Here is a 25,539-nt window from a genome sequence, read left to right as displayed (position 1 = left end):
CAAGTTGGCAATGCCCTTTGACCGTATCGCCGGGCTTGATCTCCTTGGGGCTCATCTCTCAGCCCGCGATCCGTTTGCCGGACTTGGCCGCTTTGCGTTGCTTGGCTTCCATCGCCTTGCGCTGCTTGCGGTTCAGGGTGCGTTGCGGCTTGGCGGGTGCCATCGGAGCATGTGCGACATTGAGAGGTTCGTTGCGGGGCATGGCCGATAGCGCCGCACCTTTGAGCGGTTGAACAGGGCCGCGATCCAGCACCATCGGGGCAGGCAGGCGCGGGCCTTGGCTTTCCCATTCAGCGGCTTTGTAGATGTCCTCAAGCGTCGTACCGGAACAGGCGAGCACGAAATCTTCAGGTTTGGGTAGTGTTTCGCCAAAATCCCAGAGGAATGGCATAGGCTCGCCATCACCGACGCGGATCAGTTCGTCATCGCCGACGAAGCCGCCACCGTGTTCAATCAGGTCAGCCACAGCCCAAGATTTGCGCTCCTTGCCAGTGCCGACAAGGAAGCGCGTACCGAGGCGGATGCGGCCTTCGTCGGTTTGTTCCAATGTGCCGTCTGCTTTGCGCTTCCCAGCAATGGCGCGGACGAAGCCGTCACGCGGGCTGTCCACGGGGACATTGGTGGCCGCGCGGATCAGTGTTCCATCCTGGTGCTTGATCATGCCATCGTCGCGCAGCACGTCGATCAGCGCTTCGTATTTGTAGGATTTCTTGCTGTCCGGGCGGTAGTAGACGTGGCCGGGGGTCACGCGCGTGCCGTGGAAATCCAGCAGGATTTTGGCGTTGTTCTGGAAGGTGCGCGTTACTGGGCCGGGGACCAGGTTGCCGTCGTCGTCAAACGACACCACCAGATCGCCGACGCGGATTAGCTCTATCGGCTTCTTCCAGACCTTCGCGCGCACCGCGTCTTGATCGTAGATGCCATCTAGGCCGGGTTTGAGGTCGGGATCGAGCGGCCACATGTCGATGGGGACTTCAGGGCCGAAACAGAAATTGTCCTGAGTAATCGTATCGAAATAGTTGTCGCTTCTTGGTGGCCCGCCAAAGGTTTCACCGTTAGCGGCGTTGGTGATGGCATTATGATTTGGGGTGTCTTCCGGGTCCCCAAAAATATGTACCAATTCGTGGTTCACTATGTGCTGCAAATTGAATTCTTGATAGGTGCCATCTGCAGCACGATACAAGTCGCCGACTTGGGTAGTGTTAATGTTCACAATCGGCTGTCCCATCAGACGAGTCGCACCAGAATCTTGTCCGTTTGGGTCATTTGTGACATTGATCCAAACGATTTCACCTTGCCCTTGAATGAGGGTTGAGCCTGTCGAGGATAACGCAAACGACGTTACTGTTGTAATTACGTTGATAGCTTCTTCTGTTTGATCGTAGCTATCCGGCGTAACGTATCCAGCTTGATACCTAATTTCGAATGTGTTGCCACCAAAATTTAACGGAACATATCCGTCTGACACCAAGATATCAGCTAAAACGGCAATAGTACTGGGATCGGAGTTTGGGTCTGCCATTTGAATAGCCCTATTTAAGCCGCAGTGGTGCGTAGCACGTTGTCTATCTTGAAGAACTCAAAGGTCGCTGGACCTTCCGTTAAGCCTTCGATTATTCCCATAGCCGCTTTTGGAGAAACCCGTCCCGTGGCAGATGACGCTTCCTTCTTGAACTCAAAATTAAATTCATAGGAGGTCATTTTTTCTGCGGTACATCCGACTTCTATTTGTGCTGAGAAGCTTTGACCTTCCTCAAAAGGTACTGGCATGAGCTGAGGATCAATGCGAACAAGTGCACCTCGATTGGAAATATATGAAATAACGGTGACAGGTGATTTTTCAGTCATCTAGTCTACCTTTCTGCACTGAGATCAAATTTGTAAGCGAATATGTTCACAGACGGTCCTTCTCGTCACGCTCAATTTCCGAGCGACTTCAGCTCCAACCTACCCCACGCCCGGCACTCTCTGCAACGTTCGATAGATCGTTGGTCGGGAAACGGAAAACACCTCGGCCAGATCGCTGACGGAATAGTCGCCTGTATCGTACATCCGTCGCAACTCGCGGGATTGGCGCTCCGAGAGCTTCGGCTGTTTGCCGCGCAGTTTACCCTTTGCGCGGGCGATGGCCATGCCTTCGCGGGTGCGCATGCGGATCAGGTCGGCTTCGAATTCCGCGAAGGTGGCGAGGATGTTGAAGAACATCTTTCCCATCGGATCGCTTGGATCATAGACCGACGCGCCCAAAGCGAGGTTCACGCCACGCGCCTTCAGCTTGTCGGCGATGTCGCGTGCGTCGGGCACGGAGCGCGCCAGCCGGTCGAGTTTGGGCACGACGAGGGTATCCCCCTCGCGCACGGCGGCGAGGGCCTGGTCCAGACCGGGGCGGTCACGGTTGGTGCCGGTCAGCCCGTGGTCGGTATAGATGCGATCTGAGGCAACGCCCAGATTTTCGAGCGCCTGTTTTTGCGCCGACAGGTCCTGTCGGTCGGTCGAGCAGCGCGCGTATCCGATTTTTGTGGAAATCATGTAAGCATTGTACGGATAAGGGGCCTCTTTTGCAAATTTAATCGTACCATTTATGTGATACAGTAGGGATGCTGGTTTTATGCGAGGTACTCCGTGATGCCAAAACGTCCGCTGATCGATCCCCTTACGGACATGCGAAAGGACAGGATGATGGACGAAGCGATGCGCCGTTTTTCCGTCATTCGCCCGCATCTGGAAGACGACGTTTCACTGACGGCTGCCGCCCGCGCGGCAGAGGTGCCTATCCGGACTGCGCAGCGATGGCTGTCTCGCTACAAGACGGAAGGACTTGATGGATTGAACCGCCGTCGCCGATCCGATGGAGACAGGCGCAAGCTGCCCGACGAGTTGGTGCGGCTGATCGAGGGAATGGCCTTGCGCAAACCCCGACCGTCCTGTGCCGCGATTTACCGACGCATCGCGGCAGTGGCGACAAACCAAGACTGGCACATCCCGTCCTACAGCACAGTCTGGTCGATCATTCAGGCGCTCGATCCGGCGATGGTTACGCTCGCTCAGGAGGGTGCCGCCGCGTATCGCGACCGCTACGAACTGATCTACCGGCATCGTGCCGCTGCACCGAATGCCCTCTGGCAAGCGGACCACACGATGCTCGACATGTTGATCCTCGATGCGGATGGCACCGCTGTGCGGCCCTGGTTGACCGCGATCATGGACGATCATTCCCGCGTCATTGCCGGATATCTGGTGTTTCTGGGCGCACCCTCGGCGCTGCAAACCGCGCTGGCGCTCCGGCAGGCCATCTGGCGCAAACAAAACCCGGACTGGCCGGTCTGCGGCATTCCGGAAGTCCTCTACGTCGATCACGGCAGCGATTTCACCTCCGACCATCTCGACCAGGCGGCCGCCGCCTTGCGGTTTCGGCTGGTGTTTTCGGCCGTGGCCCGGCCGCAAGGACGTGGAAGGCATTGCCAACTTGTTTTTGCGTGATTGAGAGGCGTGAGAACTGCGGCTGGCAGGCGGTTATTTCGGCAGCGTAGACTTTCCAGAGGTCGAACGCGTCGGCCCTGGCGTGGCGATATGAGATGGCAGAGAGTTGATAGCGGCGGGGACGAAAGACGACGTTGATCTGATCATGGGCATCCAGAAATCGCTGAGCCTGTCGGGGCGATTTGAACCGCCCCATCAGCTTCTCTCGTTTGCGGGTCGGTCGATGGGAACCTTCGATGCGGTTGTTGAGCCCTTTGTGCGCCCGATGATCAGCCTTAGGCGCAAGAGCCCGGATCGGTTTGATGTAACTGCGCAATTTGTCAGTCACGACGACACGCGGTTTGCCAAAGCGGGCGATCAGCCGCGCAAGGAAACGCTTGGCGGCTTTGGCATTGCGGCGCGGCTGAACAAGGATATCCAGAACGTCCCCGTTCGTATCGACCGCCCGCCACAACCATTGCTTCACGCCGTTGATCGGAACGACAACTTCGTCCAGATGCCATTTGTCAGCCGCGGTTTGACGGTCACGCTTGATGCAATCGGCAAAATGCTTACCAAACCGGTTCACCCACTTGCGCACGGTTTCCCGGCTGACGGTTACACCGCGTTCAGCCAGCAGATCCTCGACGTCCGCCGTGCTGAGCGCGAAGCGATGATAGGCCCATACGGCATAGGCCACGACTTCACGGGGGAAACGATAGCCCTTCAGGCGCGGCATCTCGGTTGGAATTCTCATGACATAACGTTAGACGCACCAAGATGCCTCAGCAAGTTGGCAATGCCTGCGCATCTGCTCAGGAGACCCAACCATGACCATTCAGAATATTTCCCGGCGAACGCTGGCGCTGTTCTTTATAGTTGGGGCAGGCGGACCCCTACAGGCAGAAGTCCTGAACGAAGCGATCATTACAAAAGTCCGCGCGGCGGTGGTGGCCTGTGCCGGGCACCAGTTGGCGGGACAGGATTTGGGCAGTCTTGTGTCGCATGGCTTTACGGGGTCGCGCCGGAAAGACCGCTGGGGTATGAGCGTGTCAAACCCGACGATCATCGGACCTTCGACCGTCGGCGTGCTTTCGCGGAGCAACTTGTGCCGGGTAACGGTAACACCGGGCCGTATGGGGGATTTGACAAACCTCCTCAGTATTGCCGGAGATGCCTTGAAGCAGAACGGTTACGATGTGACGCTTAAGCGGATTAATTACTACGTTTCGGAGAAACAGTTCATCAAGGATGGCAAGCGACTGGATATCGACGCAGGCACGCGTATTCAGTATGGCGTGACCACAATGGAAGTGATTTTGAAGAAAGTGCGGTGACACAATGCAAGTGCGCGAGCGATTGACAATCTTTTTTTGTTATACGAGAACAACCCAAAATGGTGTGATCGCGACGATAGCGTGGGTTGGGTAGAGCGAATGACGTCTGGACAGACCGCAGGAAAAGGTAGCGCTGATGTCGGCGTCGATGCCAGCACCTTCGGCTCCGCGCTCGGACAGGCCGTCTGGCTGATGACCATGGATAAACGCTATCGCGACCTGCCGATCCGCGAGATCGAGCGCATCGTCGCAACACCGATCTTTCTGCGACAATTCAAGATCTACTCGAAAGGCAAATCGCCGGTGGCGTTCCTGAGTTGGGCACAGGTCACGGACGCGGTGAAGGCTAAGGTTGAGGTCGGAACCCCGTTGGAGTTGAAAGATTGGCGGTCAGGGGAAACCGTCGTGGTGGTGGATTGCGTGTCACCGTTCAATTCGAGGGAGGTGTTTATGGAGAAGTTTTTGAAAACGGCAGCAGACACATCAGAAGGCGCTACCCAAAGGGGTGGTGCTCGTTCAGCGGATTGAAAATGAAATCTCCGAAAGTGGATAAGAAAAATATGAAGTGGCGTTGGTTATTTGAGCGCCGTTGGAAGAATGACGGAAGTTGGGGATCTTTTATTGTTGGTGTGATAGTTGCAGTGATTTTATTCCGAAATCTCTTCGATGATCATGTTGTCATGCAACGCTATTGGTATGCAAACCTCATTGCCTTGTGTGTAGCGATTATGTCGGCGGTCAGGGATCTAGTAATAATGGTAAGGCCAAGAAATGAGTGATAGCGACGAAGGAAACACTGGCGAAATTGTATCGACTGGTATTGGATTCATCTTGGACTGGCGCAATGTTGAGCTAAAAGGCGTAGCTGGTACCGTGATCGACATTGGCGCGATTATATATGATCAGGGTTCAGACGGCGGAATAACGATAAAGGACACCTATCAAGGTGTCGGCGACTTCGTTGGGGGTATAATTGGCGGTGTTGCGGGGACTGCTGCCGGGGCTGCTAATTTAAACCCCTTCTTGGCAGCATCAATCGGAACAGCCGGTGCAGCCTCAGGCGGTAAAATGGGCCATGATGCTGGCGCCGCACTCTACGAGCACATGGTAGAACAGGGGTATTTCCAAAAGCCGGTTGAATTGATCACGATCAATCCAGACGGGTCTTGGACATACTATCAGCATGAGATTATCGGGCAGACGTGGGTGAATGGCGAGCGTGCAAATATCGTTCATTCAGTAATCATAGAATATGACAAAGACGGCAACAGGACATCGGGTACGCAAGCAAACACCGTCATTGACGGCACCCTGAAAGACGCGTTCCAATTCAATGTGTCGGAGCCTCAAGAGTGTTTTCTTGGCGACACTCCGGTACACATGTGGGACGGTTCAACCAAAGTCATCGAGGAAATCACCCCTGATGATTGCGTCCTCGCCCACGACGCCGACGGCACCCCCGTCCCCGGTCGCGTCACCAAGCTCTTCCGAAACACCACCTCCGACTTCATCCGCCTCACCTTCGAGGATCGTAATAACCTCGTCGCCACCCCCGGCCACCGGTTTCTGACCGAGACCGGCGATTACGTGGAGATCGGCCACATGTTGCGCCTCGGCGGCGGCAGGGTGCGGCTGGTGGACGCGTCGGGCGAGATCGTCGAAGCGAAGGGCGAAGTGATCGCCTATTCTGCCGCAACCGCTCATCTCTTTCCGGAATCGGCAACGAAGTCCGTAGCGTTCGAGGGCAATGCGGTTCTGAAAGAGGACGCCGCACAAGGCTGGACCACCTATAATTTCGAGGTGGAGACATATCACAACTACGTCGCCGGTGGCGTCCGGGTGCATAACGACTCGGTGCTCAGCCATATGACTCCGTACGAACTGGCCAATCTCGATTGGGACACCCTCCGGTACGACAGTGACGGCGCGCCGTATTTCGGCGTCGTGAACATTCCCGGCACCAATACGGAAATCCAGAAAACCCTGATCACCAATGCGGATGGCACACAGTCGGTGGTGCGGGAAACAACTGCCTCGAACGGGGCGGGCAACCTGATCTACATAAAGGCGGTCGAGGACGGCAACGGCAATGTCATCTCATATGAGGAGAAATATCTGACCGGACAGCAAGCCGGGGAGAGCATAGCCGGGTCGCTGACGCCGTTCCTGAGCCATGCGTTTCTGGGCGATGGTGCCAATGTGATGGAGCAGATCGCAACCGACACGATGATCGGAACCGTGCTGGAGAACCTTGGCGAGGTGATCGGCGGTGTGACGCATCGCGGTCTGATCGATTACGGCGATCTGAACTTGGGCGCTCAGATCGACACGGCCTTTGAGGTCAGTTTCGAGGATTTCGGCGGAGAACTGGTTGTCAACGGTGCCGAGACCGCGATTTCGGTGATCAACCAACTGATCCTTGCCGAGGTGTTCGAGATAACTGCGCTTGAAGATACGCCGGGAGCGATTTTCGATGCTGTCGTCAATGCCGGATTGACAGAGATTCTCGGAAACGGTTTGGAGAGCTTTCTTTCGTCGCCGCAGACCTTGCAGATCTTTGAAAACATCGGCCTTTCAGAGGCATCGATCAAGACGATCGAGAATATCGAGATCGGCGGTTTTCCGTCCGACAACCCCAGCACCACTCTTAACGAAGGCGTTGTTGGGTGGACGGGACTTGTGTTCACGGCAGTCATCAACGAGGTTTTACCCGATCTGGAAACCCTTGAGGGGCAGATTGCTTCCGCCATCACCTCAGCAGCCCTGGCGGCGTTCAACGCGTTACACGCATTGGGTGCTTTCGCCGGACCGGCGGGGGCGATTGTCGGATGGTTTGTCGGCAACCTCTTTGATTCAATTTTCGACAAAGACCCGCAAGCCTGGACCAATGTCGGGTTCGATGCGGAGACTGGACGGTTTGCGATTTTAGAGACCTGGTCGGATGACGGAGGAAATGTCGAACTGAGTCGTTCTCTTGCCGAGGCCTATGTCGAAGGCATGAACGGCTTTGTGGATGCAATCATGGCGCAATCGCACAACTACAGCGATTTGGCACAATGGTCATTCGGGCACTACGAGGATGCATTGATGAACGCGGGCGCTCAGGGCCAGACATTTGCGGATTTTCAGGACACCTATCTCAACGCTTACGTGACAGACCTTACAAATATTCAGGTAAATGATGGCCAACTGGGCGCTGTTCGGGTATTTGAGGGGATTGACGTTGCCCAGCTTCGCCTTGAACACCGATTGAAGCTTTTTGTTGATGCTCTGCATGAGAACGATGTTCTTGTAGATTCCTATGATGTAATGGTCAGACAGGGCGATGATACCATTGCGGTGCGGGAGTACGAATATGCCGTGACGTTCAGGGACAAAATCATCTATTTTTCAGAGGACGGCAGCGACATTCTTGTTCAGGAGCGGGAACCGGGTGACGGTGCCGAAGCAGTCAGCACCTCCCCATTCACGACGGTTCTTGTAAACGAAGAGCATGGGACTATCAGATTTCAGGAAACAGCTTTTGATGTCCAGACCTTGCTGGCTATCGAACAACTCACGCAATCGGACACCCTGTTTGACTTTCTCACTCAGAGCGACTTCGTCACCTATGAAGACTTTGTTGCAGCCTTTGATCTGCCAGAGGTGACCTACGATGATGAGGCGATTCACCATCTGGTAGCAAGCAACCTTCAGATTGCGCATGATTATCACACCTACCTCGAAAACCAGGATGCAATTGACGCCCTGCTCCTTTCGGCACCGGATACCGCTTTATCCGCAGGCTGGGTAGCAACGATCGCCCAAGCGCGGGCTTTGGGTCTTTCGGACCCATATGATGCGACGGGCGATGATATCGACAACGTCTTCTACACCGCCAATGGCGATGACAAAGTGCGTGGGCTAGGTGGGGATGATCTCATAAAATCTTATGGTGGCAACGACATACTTATCGGAGGCAACGGCGATGATACGTTGGATGCGGGTGATGGGGACGATATTTTAGAAGGTGCGGCTGGTAACGACAGCATCTTGGGTGGTGATGGACAGGATATAATTCGCGGCGGAGATGGTAATGACGTCCTGATTGGTGGATCAGGAGCCGATCAGTTGGTTGGGGGCGCGGGTAGAGATCGGGCACAATACAGCGGAGCTGCGGCCAGTGTCATTGCCGATCTGCAAATCGCGTCTTCGAACACCGGGGAGGCTGCGGGCGACATCTACAATTCTATCGAGAATCTATATGGATCAGAATACAATGACGATCTCCGCGGGGACGGTCAGAACAACACGATCTGGGGCTGGCATGGTAGGGATAAGCTCTTCGGACGCAATGGTAACGATACGCTATCGGGCGGGAACGGCAATGACATCCTGATTGGTGGAGCAGGCGCAGATCGACTGCTTGGCGGGAATGGCCATGACACCTTTCGCGGTGATGGCGGAAATGACTTGATGATCGGTGGAGCAGGCACGGATTTGTTTATCTTCAAAGCCGGGCATGGGGTGGATACCATCACTGACTTCGAGGCCGGGATTGATCACCTTCAGTTCGAGGGAATTCAGTATGGTGATCTAAGTATTGCAGCACAGAATGGTGATGCTCTGATCTCTTGGACTGGAGGAACCGTGCGTTTATCAGACACGGCCCTGATCGACCTGTCTTCTGATGATTTCATGTTCGTTTAAGATGGAACACGTACGAAATTCAGCCCGGCGTGATCGGCGCGCAAAACAAGAGGTAAAACAAATGATAAGTAGAAGGCTGTTTCTGGGATTTTCCCTTGCCGGTCTGGCGGCAGGATGCCAAACTACAACAGGCGACACTGCAACGTCAACCCAAACGCCTGTTACGGCTCCGACGACGGCCAATGCCAGTGGATCTGTTTCTATGTCAGATGTCAGGATCGTGGATGTCGATGTCAGTTTTGTGGACCACATCACGCAATCCGGCAGAAGTTTTGATTATCCCAAGGATGGGATTCTGGCAGAGGTCAAGAAGGCCATGCTGCAAGAGTTGACGAGGGCTAACCCGAGCGGAGGCACTCCCGTGAAAGCTGAGGTGACTGTACTGAACGTCTTTATCGCTAACGGTGCCACGGGTGTTCTTCTGGGCAGTAGTGCCAGTTCCATTACCGCCAAGACTAGGTTGTTCCGTACGGATAACGGCGCTCTGGTCGGGCGGGGCATGGATGTGAGTGGAAGTTCAGGGGCGCGACCGACAATCCTTGGTGCCGCTGCCATCAAAACGCCCGAGCAAGAAATTAAATTGGCGGCGGCAGATTTAGCAAAGAAAACCAAAAGAAGAATTTACGACCAGAAGTCATAGATCTGAAATCGCGGGGTGGTTGCGCAGATCAAACTAAAACATAGCAAAGCGATGTTCCCGCGACGCTTCAATAAATTGTTAGATTGATTGATTCGTAAGCGCCAGCTGGGCCCCACGGGCTTTTCAGCTTGACGGCCCAACAGGCCCGAGCGTGTGTGTGGACGCCTCCGGGAACGCAAGCAGAATCTTTTGGTAATTTTGGGAAATGCGGTCGAGTTCCTACGTGTGTCCGGCCTCTGGTTGCGGCGCATGTGGCCGCGGGCCCTTATGGATAGTTCGAAGATCGGATCCAAATCATATTTGCGGGGTGTTTACTCCATACACGCTCCCTGGTTTTCCCAATCCCGTCATTCTCGACTGTTCGCCCATAATCCTCCGCTAAGATCTACCGCATTCCGGCTGACAACTGGCTTGCGTCAGGCTGCCAGCTGTACTCGATATACATCGTCATTTTTCATCAGGGCCCAGGCCATTCGGGCCATCTTGTTTGCCAGAGTAACCGCCACCAACAGCTTAGGTTTACGTTTCAGCATATGATCAAGCCAAGATCCGTCGGGGGCGCCACCTTTGCGTTCTACCGACTGGATGACGGACATGGCCCCTAAGATGAGCAATCTGCGAATATCCTTCTGGCCCATTTTCGAGGTTCGCCCCAGACGCGTCTTGCCACCTGTCGAATGTTGTTTCGGTGTCAGACCAGTCCAGGCGGCAAAGTCACGACCCTTGCGAAAGCTCTCCCTGGGCGGTGCCATATTTGATCGTTTGATGGAACAAAAGGTGTACGAGCTATGGGCCTGAATGCTGCAGGTACATGGCGACGTTATCTGCGGGGAACTTGAAGCCCCTTCCATCTGAGACGCGTTCAGCACTGACTGGGTATTTCGGCCTGTTGGGATTGATGGCGACAATGCGGAACAACTCATCCTTCGACCGGAAGGTGCGGCCATAGTCTGAGGGCTCCAGCCCAAAATGAGGTGCAAGAACCTCGAACATGGCCTTGTCCGGGGAATAGATCGCGCCGTCCTGCTGCGGGATGCCGACGCGGAAGCTGATCTCAAAACTGTGGCGCAGGTCGATATCCGCGAGATAGCCCCCTTCCACTGTCAGCCCGTGGGTTTCTGCCACGGCGAGGCATGCCTTCATCATGTCCCGGCGCAGCCGATCGCAAAGCTCTGGGGTCAGGTTACGTGGTGGTGGCACCTTGACCCAAGTTTGCGCAGGTGCCTTGGGCGCGGATGGCTTTCGTTTGCGCGGGGGCTTCTTCATGCAGTTGGCACCTCTGTGATCTCGTTGACAGTCAGCATTTCAGCCTTTGCATTATAGACAGTCCCGCGCGAGATCCCCATCTCGCGGGCAATTTCCGTTGGGGAGAGGCCAGCACCGAGTTTGGTCTGAATGGCCGCCATATCGATCCTGGGCGGGCGACCCCGATAGACCCCTTTGCGTTTGGCGGCCTTGATCCCTTCGGCCTGCCGCTCGCGGCGGAGGTTGGTCTCAAACTCCGCAAAGACGCCAAGCATGTCGAAGAACGCTTTGCCCGTCGCCGTGGAGGTATCCACGGGCTGCTCGGTGGCCGCCAGATGGGCACCCTTTTCCTTCAGCCTGGCGACAATGGCCTGAAGATCCTGCATCGAGCGGGCCAGGCGGTCGATCCGTGTGACCATCAGGGTTTCACCTGGATGGATGAAGTCGAGGATCGTCTTCAGCTCGGGACGACCCTCAAGCGTGGCCCCACTGCGCTGTTCTTGGCGCACCATCCCACATCCTGCGGCTGTCAGCGCCTCGATTTGGGCATCGAGGTTCTGATCGACGGTCGATGTTCGGGCATAGCCGATTTTGGGGCTCGATCTGTTCATTTTTGGTGTGCCTATGACGATATGTGTTCAATATATAAAAATAGGCCCAAAATGAACAGGTATTCCACGGCGGTTGGTGTTCATGCGCCGCGCCGCTTTGGGTATACCCGTAATGACACCTTCATTGCACCGGTCCATGCCCCCGCGGCTCGGGTATCAGGTCTTTGGTGGCCTTGAGCAGCCAGTCGATGGCACCAGGGGTCCACTTCCAGGCAAACCCGTATTCCTCAAGTTGGCAATGCCCTCCAATCTGTCCTATAGGCGCTGACAGCATCAGATGAAGCTGACATCACCCAAGATGGTGTCGGTATTGGTAATGCCGGTGAAGGTGAGCGTGTCGCCGTTCCCGAAATTTAGCACGAGGAAGCCGTCGTCGTTTAGCGTGGAAATATCCCGGAGGTCCTCGGCATCAGGGCTGCCGCCGCCGAGCAGCGCGGCCTCAAGTGCAATCGAGTCCTCGATGCCGAAATCCGCGATCCCGTCGTTGCCCGAACTCTGGCGGAACACGAAGGTATCCGCCCCGATCCCGCCGCGCAGCACGTCATTGCCCGCGCCGCCGTCGAGCGTGTCGTTGCCTGCGCCCCCTTCGAGAACGTTGTTCGACGCGGTCCCGGTGACGCTGTCATTGCCGGAGCCGCCAATCGCGTTCTCGAAATTCGTAATGGTTTCTGAAAAGCCACCCGCGAAAGTGACGGTTTGCGTTGCAAGATTGAAGTCAGTCAGGTTCGATGCGGTGTAGGAGAAGTCGATCGTATCGACGCCGTCACCGCCATCGAATGTATCGTCGCCGAGGCTGCCAACTATCAGGTCATCTCCGCCTCCGCCGAAATGGCTGTCGTCTCCTTGTCCACCATCCAGCATGTTGGCCTGACCATTGCCAATCAGCGTGTCACTCCCGGAGCCGCCTATAGCGTTCTCAAAATTGGCGATGATTTCTGAAAACCCACCTTCGAAGGTCACCGTTTCTGTGGCCAGGTTCAGACTCGTGAGATTGGAGGAGGTGTAGGAAAAGTCGAGCGTATCGATGCCATCACCGCCATCGAATGTGTCATCACCCGTGCTGCCAAGCAATGTATCATTGCCACCGATGATATTCGCCCCGTCGTCACCGAAGATGAGGTCATCCCCACCGGTTCCAAGGACGTTTTCGATGCTGATTAGTTGCTCTACCGGCATCAGGTTGTGCCAGCTTAGGATACCCGCCCTGAGATCAACCACTGCACCAGGCGCGACGCCCAGGATATCTTCTTGGTACAGCTCAATCCAATCGTCGCCTCCACCACCGTCGAACACGTCCTGACCCGCACCGCCAAGCAAGACATCATTTCCGTCACTGCCCTGAAGCGTGTCGTCGCCACCGTCGCCAATGAGCGTATCCGCCCCGTCACCACCGGAAATCGTATCGGAACCGTGATTGCCGCTCAGGTAATCATCTCCGGCATTGCCGTAGATGAGGTCATCGCCGGTGCCCGATCGGACGTCATCATCTCCCTCACCACCGAGCACAACGTGATTGCCGCCAGCGAGATTGATGTCGTCATTGCCTGCGCCACCCACAATCACATCATCGCCGCCCTCAGCGTTGATAGTGTCATGACCATCGCCTCCGATGATGACGTCTGCCTCATCAGTGCCGCCGATCAGATCGTTTTCAGATGTACCTTGGATCTGCTGCGCCGAGACATGTTGCCAAGCCGCAAGAGCGACGTCGTTCAGGATGATCGCATCGTCTGAGCCGAAGAGAATATAGGTATCACCGTTGATTTCATCGAGGGTCACATCGGTCTGCGGATCATTGGGATCGATATACACGCCATCGACCACAACGATGGAACTTGCGATGTAGAAATTCGCAACCCGGGTGGCCGCTGCTTCGTCCGGATCGGTTTCGACTGCGACAAGGTTGTTGTCGATATGGACCTGATTGGGGGCGCTGGCGACACCATCCAGCACGATGGTAAGCGACGCGGTTTTGTTCACGCCTGATGAATCTGTGGCGGAATAGGTAATAACCTGAACGGCGGTGTCGCCGTCATTGAGAGCAGCAAACGCTCCCTGCTGATTAAACTCGATCTGGCCGTTGGTCAGCACCGTAATCAGTGCGCCGTTGTCAAGCCGAATGGTGTCTCCTGGCGACACCGCGACCCCGTTGATCTCGGTCAAGCCGATTGGGTCGCCGCCGAATTCCAGGTCATTTGCCAACAGATCAATCGCGACCGTTTGACCTTCATCAACACGGAAATTGTCGTCAATCACATCGAATTCGGTTTGCAGCGGACCAGCAATGGATGCGTAAGTAAAGGTCTGGTCTGAGAACGCAATATCTTCAACATCGTCATAGATAATGACAGTACCCGTCTCCATTTCGTAGCTATAATCCGGATGTGTATCGTCTATGACGACTTTAACACCGCCATCGACATATTCGAATGTCACGGCGGTGCTGATGACATTCAGCTGCGCGGTATCGTTGCCCGTGCCGCCGAAAATGACATCATTGCCGTCGCCGCCGATCAAGGTGTCGTGGCCACCCCCACCAAGAATGGTATCGTTGCCCTGATCGCCATCAAGGACATTGCTTCCATCACTCCCACGAATGAGATCATCACCCCGACCTGTCGTCACATTCTCGATTGAAACAAGCGTGGCATGATGACCGGTCGACCCGAAATCAGCGCGATTTGCCGCCAGGTCCACGACGAGGCCGCCTTCAAAATAGACCTCGAACGTGTCGGTGCCGATTCCGCCATCGTAAGTTCCCTGGCCGCCTTGCCAGACGGTGATCCATCCCTGGCTGGGATCATAGACCAAATCGGGCGAACCATCATTGATCAGAAGATCATCTCCCGCGCCGCCCAGAACGGTATTGATACCGATGCCCGCCTTAAGCTGATCATCCCCCTCGCCACCGTCGAGAAAATCGTTGCCATCCGCGGTTTCAAGCGTGTCATTGCCTGCCTCACCATAATAGCTGTCGTCACCGCCGCCCAGAGCATAAAGCTGATCGTGGCCGTCACCGCCATGAATGACATTCGAGTTGCCATCGCCGCCGAGTGTGTCGTCAAAGGTGGACCCGGTCAGGTTTTCAATCGAGATCAACTCGTCACCGACAGCCTCACCTGACTGAAAGCTGTTGTTCAACAGGCGAACGCTAACGCCAGCGGTTGCGTTTGCATAGCTTGCCGTATCAATACCTGACCCGCCAATCAGTTGATCGGCTCCTTCGCCGCCGAAAAGAATATCCGCCCCGCCGCCGCCAAACAGCGTGTCGTCGCCTTCGAAGCCTCTCACAACGTTAGACGCCGTTGAGCCATACAGGGTATCGTCTTCGCTGCCGCCCGTGAGCGTGTCTTCCGGAATCGCTCGTTCATCCTCCAGCGCCCCCAGAGCATCGAACGCGGTGTTGCTGACCTGGCCATTGGTGATGCTACCGTTGGTGACCAGGACTGTGTTGAGGTCGAGCAGACCATCATCCAACACCAGTTCAAAAGGATTGCGGATGAATGCGGCGGGCTGAAAGCTTCCATTTCCACTCAGCTGCTGACTGAATGAGCCGGTAACGTTTTCCACCGTTATGCTGGCACCAGTCGAATTGACGATGATTTCGAGCGTGCCAACCGATTGAAATATCCCCGCTTCCACCGAACTTGGATCGAGCGTCCAGCCGAAGATCGGGTCGAAATTGGAATAGATGCTTTGCAGAAGGGTGGAGGCATACTCGTAGTTCACCGTGATGTCAGAGCTGTTAATACCCTGAAACTCAACCGTGTTCACACCTGCTGGTCCACCGGTGATCAGGTCATGGCCGAAATTGCCCGACAAAACGATGGTCAGATCATCTGTCGCGACATTACCCAAAGCCACCTGCGGAGCGACCATATAAAGATCATCATCCTCACCGCCTTCAAACACATCCGTACCACCCGAGTGCATCAGAACATCCGCCCCGGCACCGCCCTCCAGCGTATCGTTGCCTTCGCCATCATAGGCCAAGACACGGTTCAAATATTGGTTCAGGGTTTCGTTTTCCCTGATGCCGTCATCGGCACCACGATCATAGAGCCAGTCCGCCCCATCTCCGCCTTGGATGCTGTCGTTACCTTCTCCGCCGTGGATATCGTCGTGGCCAGCGCCGCCGTCGATCGTGTCGACATCCGCGCCACCCCTAAGCGTGTTGCGGTCCTTGCCACCCGTGATCGTGTCGGCGTGTTGGGTGCCGTTGACGTTGTCGAAACCGATTATTTCAAGCGATCCGCTTGTCAGCGCTACAGAACCCGAACCGCTGCCAACCTCTTCTAAAAAAACCGTCGCACCGGTTGTTGAATCAGAAAGGTCGATCAAATCCCCTTTTTCCAGACTGCCACCGCCGTCGATCCGTTGCAGCGTCGGATTTGCATCCAGGCGCAAGATGTCATCACTACGACCAAGACGCAGAGCTTCGATATTGAAAAGATGTGATACAGAATCCGAAAGCAGCTCTGCATTGAATACGCTGCCAGAATAACTGACTGATCCATTGTAGGAGCCCATTGCCTGATTGGTCAGATCGAGCAGGTACGGGTTCAAGTATGAGCCGAAGTCCACGAAATCGAAATTTTCACCGCCATCGAGTAAATCGAATCCCAATGAACCAACGATTACATCGTCGCCAGTGCCACTATGGATAACGTCTTGGGAATTTGTTCCCGTCAGCAAATCGCTGCTATTATCTTGCCGACCCACCTTAGCTGACCAAGCTACGCCAAGGACGGTTGGGGCGAAGTTGCCATAGAGGCGACTCAAAAAATCATCTGTTGCCGCGTTGGCTGCCAGGACGCTGGTTGTATTGCTTAAAAGTGTTAACGCGGAGCCCCATCCCGAACCAAGTATTGAGCCTAAACCAGCGACACCGAGAGCCTGCCCAGCCGCAAATAGGTCGTACGACGAATTGCTCGAAGACGGGATAAGATTGTCTATCAATGGTTCGTTATCACCAAGCCCGACAAACAAAACGTTACCCGACCAGACATTGAAGCCGACGTTGTGCCCGTCGTTTTGTAGAACGTTTACAACGTTCTGGGCATCTTCAGTCCGAATGTCTTCGAAAGTCGGTAGGTCGCCATTGCTAGACATGGCCTGCCAAATGGAGGAAGCGATTGCATCCGATGCATCATCTAGCGTTGCAGATGATACCGTACCGCCAGTTCGAATGCCAACCTGCGCCGCAGTGTAATCGCGTATCAGATTAGAGGGTGCACCGACACCAGCGTTTGCCTGTGCTGCGACACTGAACCATTCTCGCACATTGGGATTGGCACTGTTGCTCTGATCATCCAGATTGGCCGTGTAGTCGTAAATCTTTGAGTAGAATCGTGCCCAATCTGGATTCGGGTCTCCTGCAATACTTTCCAGCGTTTTGAAATGTGTAAAGCCTGTTTCGGGGTCGATCTGCGTGGTTGAAATCTGATACGACACACGTCATCCTCTAAAAATGCTTCCACCATATGAGCGTCAAGCGTGATTCTCCGCAAGTTTTTTCTCCCTTGGGTTGTTGTGCTAGCTTTCGTGGGTGAAAGCATAGCAGACGGCGGTCCCTACGCACCTGCGCCGCCTGCAGCGCTAAGCCAGGCTTGGTGTGAAGGCGTTTATGGTTGGTCATCAGGACTAGATAAATTTGTTCCAGACGGAGCGATTATCCCGGTCGGCCCGTATTTCTTCCGCGTCTGTCAGGATGACGGTTACACACCCTCACCAGATGATCGTCGGATGCGCATGTTCTTTAACCCGCGGCGGGTCGAGGGGCTGCGCTACGACAAATCCGTTGAACTGATCGTTACCGCTCGGGGTGGTTGGCCGGTATGGCTCGAAGCATCACTGCGCGGAACAAAGCTTGTGGGGACTCGGGAATTTGGCGGCGTTGTCTATGAAACCTATCAACATTATCGGCCGTATTGGGATCCCGTCTGGGGAAGAAAATTATACCGATATGTGCCTAAGCTTAATCCTGACAGGAAGAATTTACCTCCGCACATCATCACATGCTCGAAGGAGCTCGATCGTCACCCAACGGAGTCCATGAACTGCTTTTTGCACGTTGGCTACGATCAGATTTCGGCTCGTCTATTGTTCATTGGCGGTGGTCCAGAGCTGACACCGATACCTATTGAAGCTTTTCCAATTTTTGCACAGGATGTTCTGTTAGTTTTAAAGACGGCTGATGTGACCGGTGAAGCTGATGAATTGAAATTGACTATTCCAATGCTGGACTGACTGAGAACGGCGGTGCGAAAGTCGGCCACGGTAGCGGCGGGATGAGCCTGCTGCGGGCGGCGTAAAAGTCGTCCACCTTTACCCTTTCTGGTGACAGGGAGGGTGGGAGGATTTTCACTGTGGATTTGTATCGGAAGGTTCGGCTGGCCTGCGCTGAGGGCATGAGCCAGCGTGAGGCGGCGCGGCATTTCAACATCTCGCGCGACAGCGTAGCCAAGATGATGGCGTTTTCAGTTCCGCCTGGGTATCGGCGGTCGGCCCCGATCAAGCGACCGAAGCTGGATGCCTTCACCGGGATCATCGACAGTTGGCTGGACGGCGATCGGGAGGTCCATCGCAAGCAGCGGCACACGGCGAAGCGGGTGTTCGAACGGCTTCGCGACGAGCACGGGTTCACCGGGGGCTACACGATCGTGAAGGATTACATGCGACAGCGCGAACGGCGCGGCCGCGAGATGTTCGTGCCGCTGGCGCATCCGCCCGGTCATGCCCAGGCTGACTTCGGCGAGGCGGTGGTCGTCATCGGCGGCATCGAGCAGAAGGCGCATTTCTTTGTCATGGATCTGCCGCACAGTGATGCCTGCTTCGTGCGAACCTATCCGGCAGCCACTGCCGAGGCTTGGGTGGATGGCCACGTTCACGCCTTCGCGTTCTTCGGCAAGGTGCCGGTGTCGGTCCTCTACGACAACGACCGCTGTCTGGTTGCGAAGATCCTGCCGGATGGGACACGTCAGAGGGCCACGCTGTTCAGCGGGTTCATGTCACATTACCTGTTCCGTGACCGCTACGGGCGGCCCGGCAAGGGCAATGACAAGGGCAACGCGGAGGGGCTGGTCGGTTACTCGCGCCGCAACTTCATGGTGCCGATCCCGCGGTTTGCAACCTGGGGCGCGTTCAACGATTACCTGGAGGCACAGTGCCTCAAACGTCAGGCGGATGTCCTGCGCGGGCATTGCCAAGTTATCTGAGCGTGTGCGCGAGGGTACGTAGCCTTACCAATTACGCATTCATCTCGATCGCATAGTCGCTCCACAGGCTGAAGGCATCAGCCCGTGCCTGGCGGTATGAGGAAGCGGTGAGGCGATAGCGTCGGGGATGGAAGAGGGTGTTGATCTGGTCATGGGCAGCGAGGAACCTCTGCGCCTGTCGTTGGGACTTGAAGCGCCCCATGATCTTCTCTCGCCTTCGCGTTGGTCGGTGTGAGCCCTCGATCCGGTTGTTCAAGCCCTTGTGTGCCCGATGGTCTGCGCCGGGAGCGAGCTTGCGGATTGGCGCGAAATAGCTGCGCAGCTTGTCGGTGATCACGACACGGGGCCGCCCGAAACGCACCATGAGCCTTGTCAGGAAACGCCTTGCAGCTCTGGCGTTCCGGCGGGTTTGCACGAGGATGTCGAGCGTGTCGCCATTGGCGTCAACCGCCCGCCAGAGCCAGTGTTTCTTGCCGCGGATCGGGATGACGACCTCGTCCAGATGCCACTTGTCCGACTGCGGGGGCCGGTCACGCCGAATACAACTGGCGTAATGGGCGCCAAAGCGGTTGACCCACAGCCGGACGGTTTCGCGGCTGACGATCACGCCGCGCTCTGCCAGAAGGTCCTCGACGTTGGCAGTGCTCAGAGCGAAACGGTGGTAGGCCCAGACGGCATAAGCGATGATCTCGCGGGGGAAGCGGAAGCCCTTCAGGCGCGGCAGGGATGATGGCATTTTCATCCGAGATCCTTTAGCAGGCGCTTCACGACACAACGACTTGGCAATGCCCTATCCGGGGTTTGCGCTCTTGGAGCTTGCGCTGCGCCAAGATACGGTATACTCTGACGGTATTTAATAGGAGTGTTATCCCATGGTAGCTGCGACGAAGCGCAAGACGTCCCTGACGCTCGATGTCGAGGCGCTTGAGGGCGCAAAGGAACTTGGGATCAACGTCTCTGCGGTGGCCGAGACGGCACTTATCAAGGCCGTTGCCGAAACTCGACGCAACAAGTGGCTCACCGAGAACGCAGGCGCATTTGCGGCCCAATCGGATTGGCACGAGCGTCACGGACACCCGCTGGCTGACATCATTACAGCGCCCGGCGGGTCGTCATGGACTACCTGACCCGCTTTGATGTCGCGGAGTACAGTGGTGTGTCCATGGTCGTTGTCGAAAGCGACCTTCTGCCGCCCGATGCGTCTATCGTCGTCATCCCGCTTCTTTCCGACTATCTTGCGGTGCGACACCTGAACCCTGAACTCCAGATCGACGGCAGACGTCTGGTGCTTGCGACACGGCTGATTGCGGCGGTGCGACGCTCGAGCTTGCGCCGGACAGGGAGCGTTGCGGATCAGGGTGATCTGATTACGCGGGCGGTAGATATCCTGATGGCGGGCGTCTAGCTCGAAAAACCAAGACGATCTGCGGGCATTGGCTGGTGAGCCGTCTACCGTGGTCGGGATTAGGAAAAGCAGGCCCCCACGAATTGCAGTCGGGTGGAATTTCCTGCACCCTTGCAAGGCAAATCAATCACTGGCCCTGCCTTTCATAAATCGGAAATCCCATGCTGTCTCCCAAGATCCAGACCCTTCTGGATGCGCTGCCAAAGAACCCCGACGCGACAGGCGCGCGCCATGCATTCAAACGGGTCGCTCTTTCTCTCATGTCCGAGCCGGAACAGGCGATAGCAGTCGTTGACGCCATCGGCCGTCTCGAGACGCGCCATAATCATGATGAACGGCTTGTCTTGCTCCTGTCATCCGCTCTGGATGAGGCCCGCATGGCGCGGGAGAACGGCAAGACGGTCGGCGCAAGCTTCATCGATCAGCTCGAGGACGGCATTCAGGCGCTCAAGGCACAAGATGCCCTCACCGATCCCGGGCGCCTGTTTCTGGCATCTTGCTGGGTTCGGGCCGGCCTGCCTGCCCCGGATGCCCTGGCTGGCGAGTTCTCTGTTCCAGATGACATGGCAGAAGAGCTGGACCTTACTGACGCGCCTGACCTTGAGCCGCTCATCGACAAATTGCTGGCGGAGATTTCAGGCGATCAGATGGACAGCATCTCGGCCCTCCATTCCGGTTTTGTGGAGTTGATGGCCACCTTTCCTGCCCCCGTCAGGCAAGCCGTTGTTCGGCACGTCGTGTCGCGCCCAAAGACCGTTCTGGGAGAACTTGGCTGCGCCTTGTTACTCGATGGCAGGGCCGACATCCGCCGGGGCGCGATCAATGGCCTGGCTGATCGGATGGCCGCCAATGCGATGACATCAGACTTGATCGGGCGACTGAGCGTCATGCGCAGCTGGATCGCAGATGGCGATACGCGGGCGGGAATCGACGCACTTGTCCGAAATGCCCTGCGCCAGGGGGTCGATCGCGCGATCTCCAGCACCGCCCCAAAGGTGCATCGCGGGCTCACGAGCCTTGTGGACGGTACCGGCGCGCAGAGCATGACCATCGCGCTCCAGGACGGCGGGACGCGCGTCGTTGCCGTGGTGCTGATCAAGCAAGGGTTCGGGATCAAGGATGCCTATCTGGTCCCTTGCTCGAGTGCCAGCGAACAGCGTCGGCTGATCGACATGATTACGAACGAGGTGGAGACACGAGACGTGCCGGTCGCCTACGTTGAAGAGGCAATCGCGATCGGCCTGTCAGATAGCTTGCAGACCGGACATCCGCCCGCCGCGGGTCTTGTCGGCGTTGTACAGGCCATGGGTTGGTCAGAGTTGCGCCCGAAGCCCGCATCGGTGTTCGACATTGCTGCCCTGGCTGATCCTGAGGGGCAAGTTCCGGAGATGTCAGCGCAGGCGCGGGGCCGGATGATCAATGCCAGTTCCGAGTGGGAAACGCAGTTCCCCATGATTTCCGAAAGCTGGTTTGAAGACAGCGATGCCTTCTCGACGACGATCGAATCTGCAAAGACGCCTGCCGCGATGAAACGCGACCTGTGGCAGACGCTTGACACCCGCAGATCCCATTGGGCCCGCGTGGTCGCACGCATGGCCCATTTGCTGCATGCTACCGGCGACCCAAATGCACTGCAGTTCGTTGCCGTGGCCATGGCCCTGGAAGAGGGGCGCGCGTTGAAGAAGATCCCGATCATGGAGATGATCTTTGATCACTCCTTCCAGGTTTGGCTGCATGAAAATGTCCTGGGGAATGCATCCCCGGACACGGGTGACCATATCCCTTTTGAGATCACCAGCGGTCCCGCACCTGAGGGCATGAAAATGCCCGCCATCCGTCCGGAGAAAGCCGGCGAACTGGGCAAGCTGCTCAAACCGGCCGGACTGACGGAATGGTGGGTCGATGGCTACATGATGGGCGTTTGCACCGCGCCCGAGTTTGTTCCCCCGGGGGCCTGGGTCCAAGTCCTGTTGAACATCATCGGGCCCGAGATCGACAGCGACAAGGCACTTCAGCGGATACTCGACCTGCTGATGCTGCGCTACAATGGCGCCTTGGCAAATCTTCGTACGCCTGTCGGGCTCGCATTGATCCCCGAGGAGGGGACGCTGATCTCGATCTGGGCAGACGGCTACCTGACGGCCTGGGAGGGAAATCTGGAGTATTGGCCGAAGGCAAAGCTTGGCAAGCCCGACAAGAGCGCCCGGAAACTGCTCGAGGATGCAGCTTCCTGGCAGGCTGATGTTGTCAGCTTCACGAAAACGATTCCAAACTGGCTACGACAGAGGTTTGGCACCCGAGCGAAGGCATTTTGACGTGTTGTCGGCTCTCATGCGGCAAGTTGAAAGTTGCCCGGCAGAACGGTCGAATATCAACACGCCGCCGCGCCGAAAACCACCTTGGCTTTGCGGTGCATATTTGTCTGTTGCGCTACCCTGGTTTGGGGTGGAGCGAAGGCATCATGCCGCCAGCTGAACCCTCATCGTCTGGCTTGCAGGGCAACTTCAGATCGATGTTTGTTCTCTGGGTGAATATGCCGTCAGGCGAAATACGCGGCATGAACACCATGCCCTCGCGATGCGCCATTTGGCGTTCATCGCGTAACGCTGTGCTACACGCGCAACCGACACTCCCGGTACCGTCGTCTGCAAACAGATCGAACGCTTCTCCTCGTCCGTCCAAAGCCGCTTCGTCCAACGCGCCATGACGCCCCCATAGTGTTCACTATCTCGTGGTGGATGCGATCGACCCTCTATACGAGGCAGAGCGGTGACGCCGGACGCTTACGTTAGAGCGGCCGTTCTGGATGGAAGACTGTTGACCCGCAGCCCGAACGCCGCTTGAACCCCAGATCCTTTCCACTCCCCCAATCAGATTGGTCGATTTTGAACAGATAATGTTGCCGCCGCCGTAGAGCAACAATACCTGCATTGATGTCGAGCCTCCCAGCCTTGGCTCGCCGGACCATTTCGCGCATCAAGCCGCCCGGGTTGCGGACGGGATATGTGGGATGATCTCGCCCAGCATCGACCAGAATAAGGCAGAGCGCCAATCCGTGGTCGCCAAGGGCGCTCTGGCCCTCAAACCAGACTGATGGATGGATATCGAGCATTGGCAATAACTGCCAGGCGGCTTCGATGATGTCGCGCTCTCTGAGTGGGCGATTTTGATCTCGGCGCGCCTCGAGCATCAGGCGCAGTCCGTCGCCGGCAATGTTGTAAAGGCCCTCAGGCGACAGAGTGGGTGACGCGGGGCAGGGAGGTGATGGCGACGATTTACTCTCTGCAAATTCCTCGCGTGTTGCGGAATTATCCACAGCAGAAGGCTCCTCTACATTTTGAGAGTCTTCCTTGGTGTTCTGTATAAAAGGCCGGAAGTTTTCCGCTGGTTGGCCGGAAGAAAGGCCATGTTTTTCAAGCCAGTCATCGATGCGGCTGCACAACTCGGAACTCGCCTGCAGGTGTGCGGTAAGCTGGTCCAGACCTAAGCGGCTCAAGGCGTCGCTACGTGGCCAGCTTGCGAAACTGGCAAGAATATCTGTGACCTCCGGATCCTCAATAGCCGACAAGGGCAGGGCGGAGATGGCCCGCTTCATGTGCCGCAGACGCAGTGATCGAAGATCCCTTAAAGCGCACAAATGTTTCCGTTCCGCGCGGAGCCGGTCGCGAAGGGCTATGAACTCCTCCAGGCGCGCGATCAGCGGCGTTAGGATCAACCCGAGACCGGCGCGACCAAAGCGGGCCCCGTTCGCCGCGACACGTTTGACGATCAGGCCGAGCCTGGCCAGCGCAGCCTCATCCGTGCGCAACTGCCTCGCTGTCTTGCCCAACTCAATAGCCGCCAGGTCCTGCGCACCGAAGAACGCCGGTTCTCGGTGTGGAGAGGTCCAGTCGGACGCTCGGGTCCGCCCAATGATGTAGTTCAGCACCGCGAGGCGCGCCGGGCGCAGACCGATATGCGGGGCTATCTCCGAGAGAAGCGCCATGACAGCGCCTTTGGTCCAGCCGTCCGGCAAGGCCGGGTGGTTTCGAGTAGAGTTCATATCTCGTCCTTGTCAGTATGGGACAAGGCCGCAACAGGGCATCCGCATCCCGATAAAGGATACGTTTTTTCGTTGCCTTGACTGTCGGGACTGCTAGAACAAAATCACTGTTTGAGTTGACCTATCGGAACGCCAATTCCGTTGTTCTTTGAGCCCCTCGCATGGTTGCCGCCTTGCGGGGGTTTCTCGTTTCTGGGGTGTCGAGTCCTTCTATCGGGGTAGGGGTCAATAATTGACCTGCTCAGATCCGTAGGTGCCTTGGTGGTCTTCCCAATCGACAAAGACCGCGCGAACCCGGATGCTCGGACAGACGGTCCCAAAACCCTCGTCCCCCTCAAAAGCCGGGGGTAGCTCGCCCGGTGATGCAATACGCCACCGGAACTGCCCAGTGCTGTCGTATGAACCATGCCGGATCAGGGCCGTGCGACGGCAATGCTCGCCTTCACCGACCACGCCCTGGGACAAGGAGGCGTCGAACACATCAATGGAGCGAATGAACGCAAAGGCAGACCCGCTGACATCAATATCAGCCCCGCGCCCGACCGCTTGCGCGAGCTGGAGCGTTTCTTGCTCAGGGTGCTGGGGGACGGCTGGCCCGGGGTTGAACCCCGTCAGTCTGTGAAGGCGCGCGACTGGGTCCGGCGCTTCAAGCGCCGCGCGCATCGGGCAGCGCCAGATCTGCAGCGGTGGCTCGACCGGCCATGGTGTGATGCGGCGGATGAACTCCGCGCGTGCCCGGGCACAGGGAACCGACGCGGGCCAACCGCCGGCAAGGCACAAGAGGATCGCACAATCGATCTGATAGCCTTGCGCGGCGGCGGGTTTGAGCGCAAGCGGCACGAGGCCTATCGCGACGATCGCGGCAGTTGAGAGGAGCCGCCTCATGACAGAGCC

The 25,539-nt window shown here is 56.6% G+C and carries 19 protein-coding genes and 3 pseudogenes; 11 read left to right on the top strand and 11 right to left on the bottom strand.

Annotated elements, in window-relative coordinates; genetic code table 11:
* Nucleotides 1-58: 58 nt before the first annotated feature.
* The 3 genes from BHD06_RS24335 to BHD06_RS13020 all read right to left on the bottom strand — a co-directional run bounded on the left by BHD06_RS24335 (nucleotide 59) and on the right by BHD06_RS13020 (nucleotide 2,529).
* The gene (locus BHD06_RS24335; protein WP_254892405.1) at nucleotides 59-1,522 is read right to left on the bottom strand and encodes a hypothetical protein; all 1,464 of its coding nucleotides are present in this window, start codon (nucleotides 1,520-1,522) and stop codon (nucleotides 59-61) included.
* Between the two features lie 14 nt (nucleotides 1,523-1,536).
* On the bottom strand, nucleotides 1,537-1,848 hold the full coding sequence (locus BHD06_RS23055; RefSeq protein ID WP_139784732.1) for a hypothetical protein: 312 nt from the start codon (nucleotides 1,846-1,848) through the stop codon (nucleotides 1,537-1,539).
* A gap of 99 nt (nucleotides 1,849-1,947) precedes the next feature.
* Nucleotides 1,948-2,529 (bottom strand): recombinase family protein, encoded by a 582-nt coding sequence (locus BHD06_RS13020; RefSeq protein ID WP_080457421.1) that lies wholly within the window; start codon nucleotides 2,527-2,529, stop codon nucleotides 1,948-1,950.
* A 96-nt stretch (nucleotides 2,530-2,625) separates the two neighbouring features.
* Between BHD06_RS13020 and BHD06_RS13015 the strand changes: the two genes are divergently transcribed.
* The gene (locus tag BHD06_RS13015; protein WP_080457420.1) at nucleotides 2,626-3,480 is read left to right on the top strand and encodes a helix-turn-helix domain-containing protein; all 855 of its coding nucleotides are present in this window, start codon (nucleotides 2,626-2,628) and stop codon (nucleotides 3,478-3,480) included.
* A gap of 28 nt (nucleotides 3,481-3,508) precedes the next feature.
* Here the strand turns inward: BHD06_RS13015 and BHD06_RS13010 are convergent.
* Nucleotides 3,509-4,216, bottom strand: a pseudogene (locus BHD06_RS13010) (IS6 family transposase); the annotation flags it as partial.
* Between the two features lie 73 nt (nucleotides 4,217-4,289).
* On the opposite strand from BHD06_RS13010, the gene BHD06_RS13005 reads away from it, so the two are divergent.
* The 5 genes from BHD06_RS13005 (at nucleotide 4,290) to BHD06_RS12990 (ending at nucleotide 10,125) form a co-directional block, all read left to right on the top strand.
* Entirely contained in the window at nucleotides 4,290-4,796 is a 507-nt protein-coding gene (locus BHD06_RS13005; protein WP_080457419.1) for a hypothetical protein, read from the top strand.
* A 99-nt stretch (nucleotides 4,797-4,895) separates the two neighbouring features.
* Nucleotides 4,896-5,324 carry a toxin-activating lysine-acyltransferase gene (locus BHD06_RS13000; RefSeq protein WP_080457449.1) on the top strand — a complete coding sequence of 143 codons (429 nt, stop codon included), beginning with the start codon at nucleotides 4,896-4,898 and terminating at the stop codon, nucleotides 5,322-5,324.
* Between the two features lie 2 nt (nucleotides 5,325-5,326).
* Nucleotides 5,327-5,575 carry a hypothetical protein gene (locus tag BHD06_RS23050; protein WP_139784731.1) on the top strand — a complete coding sequence of 83 codons (249 nt, stop codon included), beginning with the start codon at nucleotides 5,327-5,329 and terminating at the stop codon, nucleotides 5,573-5,575.
* Entirely contained in the window at nucleotides 5,568-9,485 is a 3,918-nt protein-coding gene (locus BHD06_RS12995; protein ID WP_139784730.1) for a hypothetical protein, read from the top strand. Before BHD06_RS23050 ends, BHD06_RS12995 begins: the two co-directional genes overlap by 8 nt.
* Before the next feature lies 1 nt (nucleotide 9,486).
* Nucleotides 9,487-10,125 (top strand): hypothetical protein, encoded by a 639-nt coding sequence (locus BHD06_RS12990; protein ID WP_139784729.1) that lies wholly within the window; start codon nucleotides 9,487-9,489, stop codon nucleotides 10,123-10,125.
* Nucleotides 10,126-10,541: 416 nt separating this feature from the next.
* Here the strand turns inward: BHD06_RS12990 and BHD06_RS12985 are convergent.
* The 4 genes and pseudogenes from BHD06_RS12985 to BHD06_RS24645 form a co-directional block, all read right to left on the bottom strand.
* Nucleotides 10,542-10,856, bottom strand: a pseudogene (locus BHD06_RS12985) (transposase); the annotation flags it as partial.
* A gap of 55 nt (nucleotides 10,857-10,911) precedes the next feature.
* A complete protein-coding gene (locus BHD06_RS12980; protein WP_254892404.1) occupies nucleotides 10,912-11,391 on the bottom strand; it encodes a hypothetical protein in 480 nt (159 codons plus the stop codon).
* Complete coding sequence (locus BHD06_RS12975) at nucleotides 11,388-11,981, bottom strand: recombinase family protein (protein WP_080457416.1); 594 nt, start codon at nucleotides 11,979-11,981, stop codon at nucleotides 11,388-11,390. The genes BHD06_RS12980 and BHD06_RS12975 overlap by 4 nt, the downstream gene beginning before the upstream one ends.
* Before the next feature lie 273 nt (nucleotides 11,982-12,254).
* Nucleotides 12,255-17,435 carry an Ig-like domain-containing protein gene (locus BHD06_RS24645; RefSeq protein WP_139784728.1) on the bottom strand — a complete coding sequence of 1,727 codons (5,181 nt, stop codon included), beginning with the start codon at nucleotides 17,433-17,435 and terminating at the stop codon, nucleotides 12,255-12,257.
* 42 nt (nucleotides 17,436-17,477) lie between these two features.
* Here BHD06_RS24645 and BHD06_RS23045 point away from each other — a divergent pair, with 42 nt between their 5' ends.
* Nucleotides 17,478-18,230, top strand: coding sequence for a hypothetical protein (locus tag BHD06_RS23045; RefSeq protein WP_139784727.1), 753 nt, complete (start codon nucleotides 17,478-17,480; stop codon nucleotides 18,228-18,230).
* A 119-nt stretch (nucleotides 18,231-18,349) separates the two neighbouring features.
* A pseudogene (gene istA, locus BHD06_RS12965) lies at nucleotides 18,350-19,195 on the top strand (IS21 family transposase); the annotation flags it as partial.
* A 34-nt stretch (nucleotides 19,196-19,229) separates the two neighbouring features.
* Here istA and BHD06_RS12960 read toward each other — a convergent pair.
* Nucleotides 19,230-19,940: an IS6 family transposase gene (locus BHD06_RS12960; RefSeq protein ID WP_080457414.1), complete on the bottom strand. Its 711-nt coding sequence runs from the start codon at nucleotides 19,938-19,940 to the stop codon at nucleotides 19,230-19,232.
* A 130-nt stretch (nucleotides 19,941-20,070) separates the two neighbouring features.
* On the opposite strand from BHD06_RS12960, the gene BHD06_RS12955 reads away from it, so the two are divergent.
* The 3 genes from BHD06_RS12955 (at nucleotide 20,071) to BHD06_RS12945 (ending at nucleotide 22,918) form a co-directional block, all read left to right on the top strand.
* Nucleotides 20,071-20,325 (top strand): type II toxin-antitoxin system CcdA family antitoxin, encoded by a 255-nt coding sequence (locus tag BHD06_RS12955; RefSeq protein ID WP_080457413.1) that lies wholly within the window; start codon nucleotides 20,071-20,073, stop codon nucleotides 20,323-20,325.
* Nucleotides 20,313-20,603, top strand: a complete 291-nt coding sequence (locus tag BHD06_RS12950; RefSeq protein ID WP_080457412.1) for a CcdB family protein — start codon at nucleotides 20,313-20,315, stop codon at nucleotides 20,601-20,603. The genes BHD06_RS12955 and BHD06_RS12950 overlap by 13 nt, the downstream gene beginning before the upstream one ends.
* Before the next feature lie 161 nt (nucleotides 20,604-20,764).
* Nucleotides 20,765-22,918, top strand: coding sequence for a UPF0149 family protein (locus BHD06_RS12945; RefSeq protein WP_080457411.1), 2,154 nt, complete (start codon nucleotides 20,765-20,767; stop codon nucleotides 22,916-22,918).
* A gap of 473 nt (nucleotides 22,919-23,391) precedes the next feature.
* Here BHD06_RS12945 and repC read toward each other — a convergent pair whose 3' ends face one another.
* Entirely contained in the window at nucleotides 23,392-24,645 is a 1,254-nt protein-coding gene (gene repC / locus BHD06_RS12935; protein ID WP_254892403.1) for a replication initiation protein RepC, read from the bottom strand.
* Between the two features lie 225 nt (nucleotides 24,646-24,870).
* Nucleotides 24,871-25,530 carry a hypothetical protein gene (locus BHD06_RS12930; protein WP_080457410.1) on the bottom strand — a complete coding sequence of 220 codons (660 nt, stop codon included), beginning with the start codon at nucleotides 25,528-25,530 and terminating at the stop codon, nucleotides 24,871-24,873.
* Nucleotides 25,531-25,539: the final 9 nt, after the last annotated feature.

The organism is Roseovarius sp. A-2 (assembly GCF_002072155.1).
Classification (GTDB): Bacteria; Pseudomonadota; Alphaproteobacteria; order Rhodobacterales; family Rhodobacteraceae; genus Roseovarius.
This window is presented reverse-complemented; position numbering and strand designations above follow the sequence as displayed.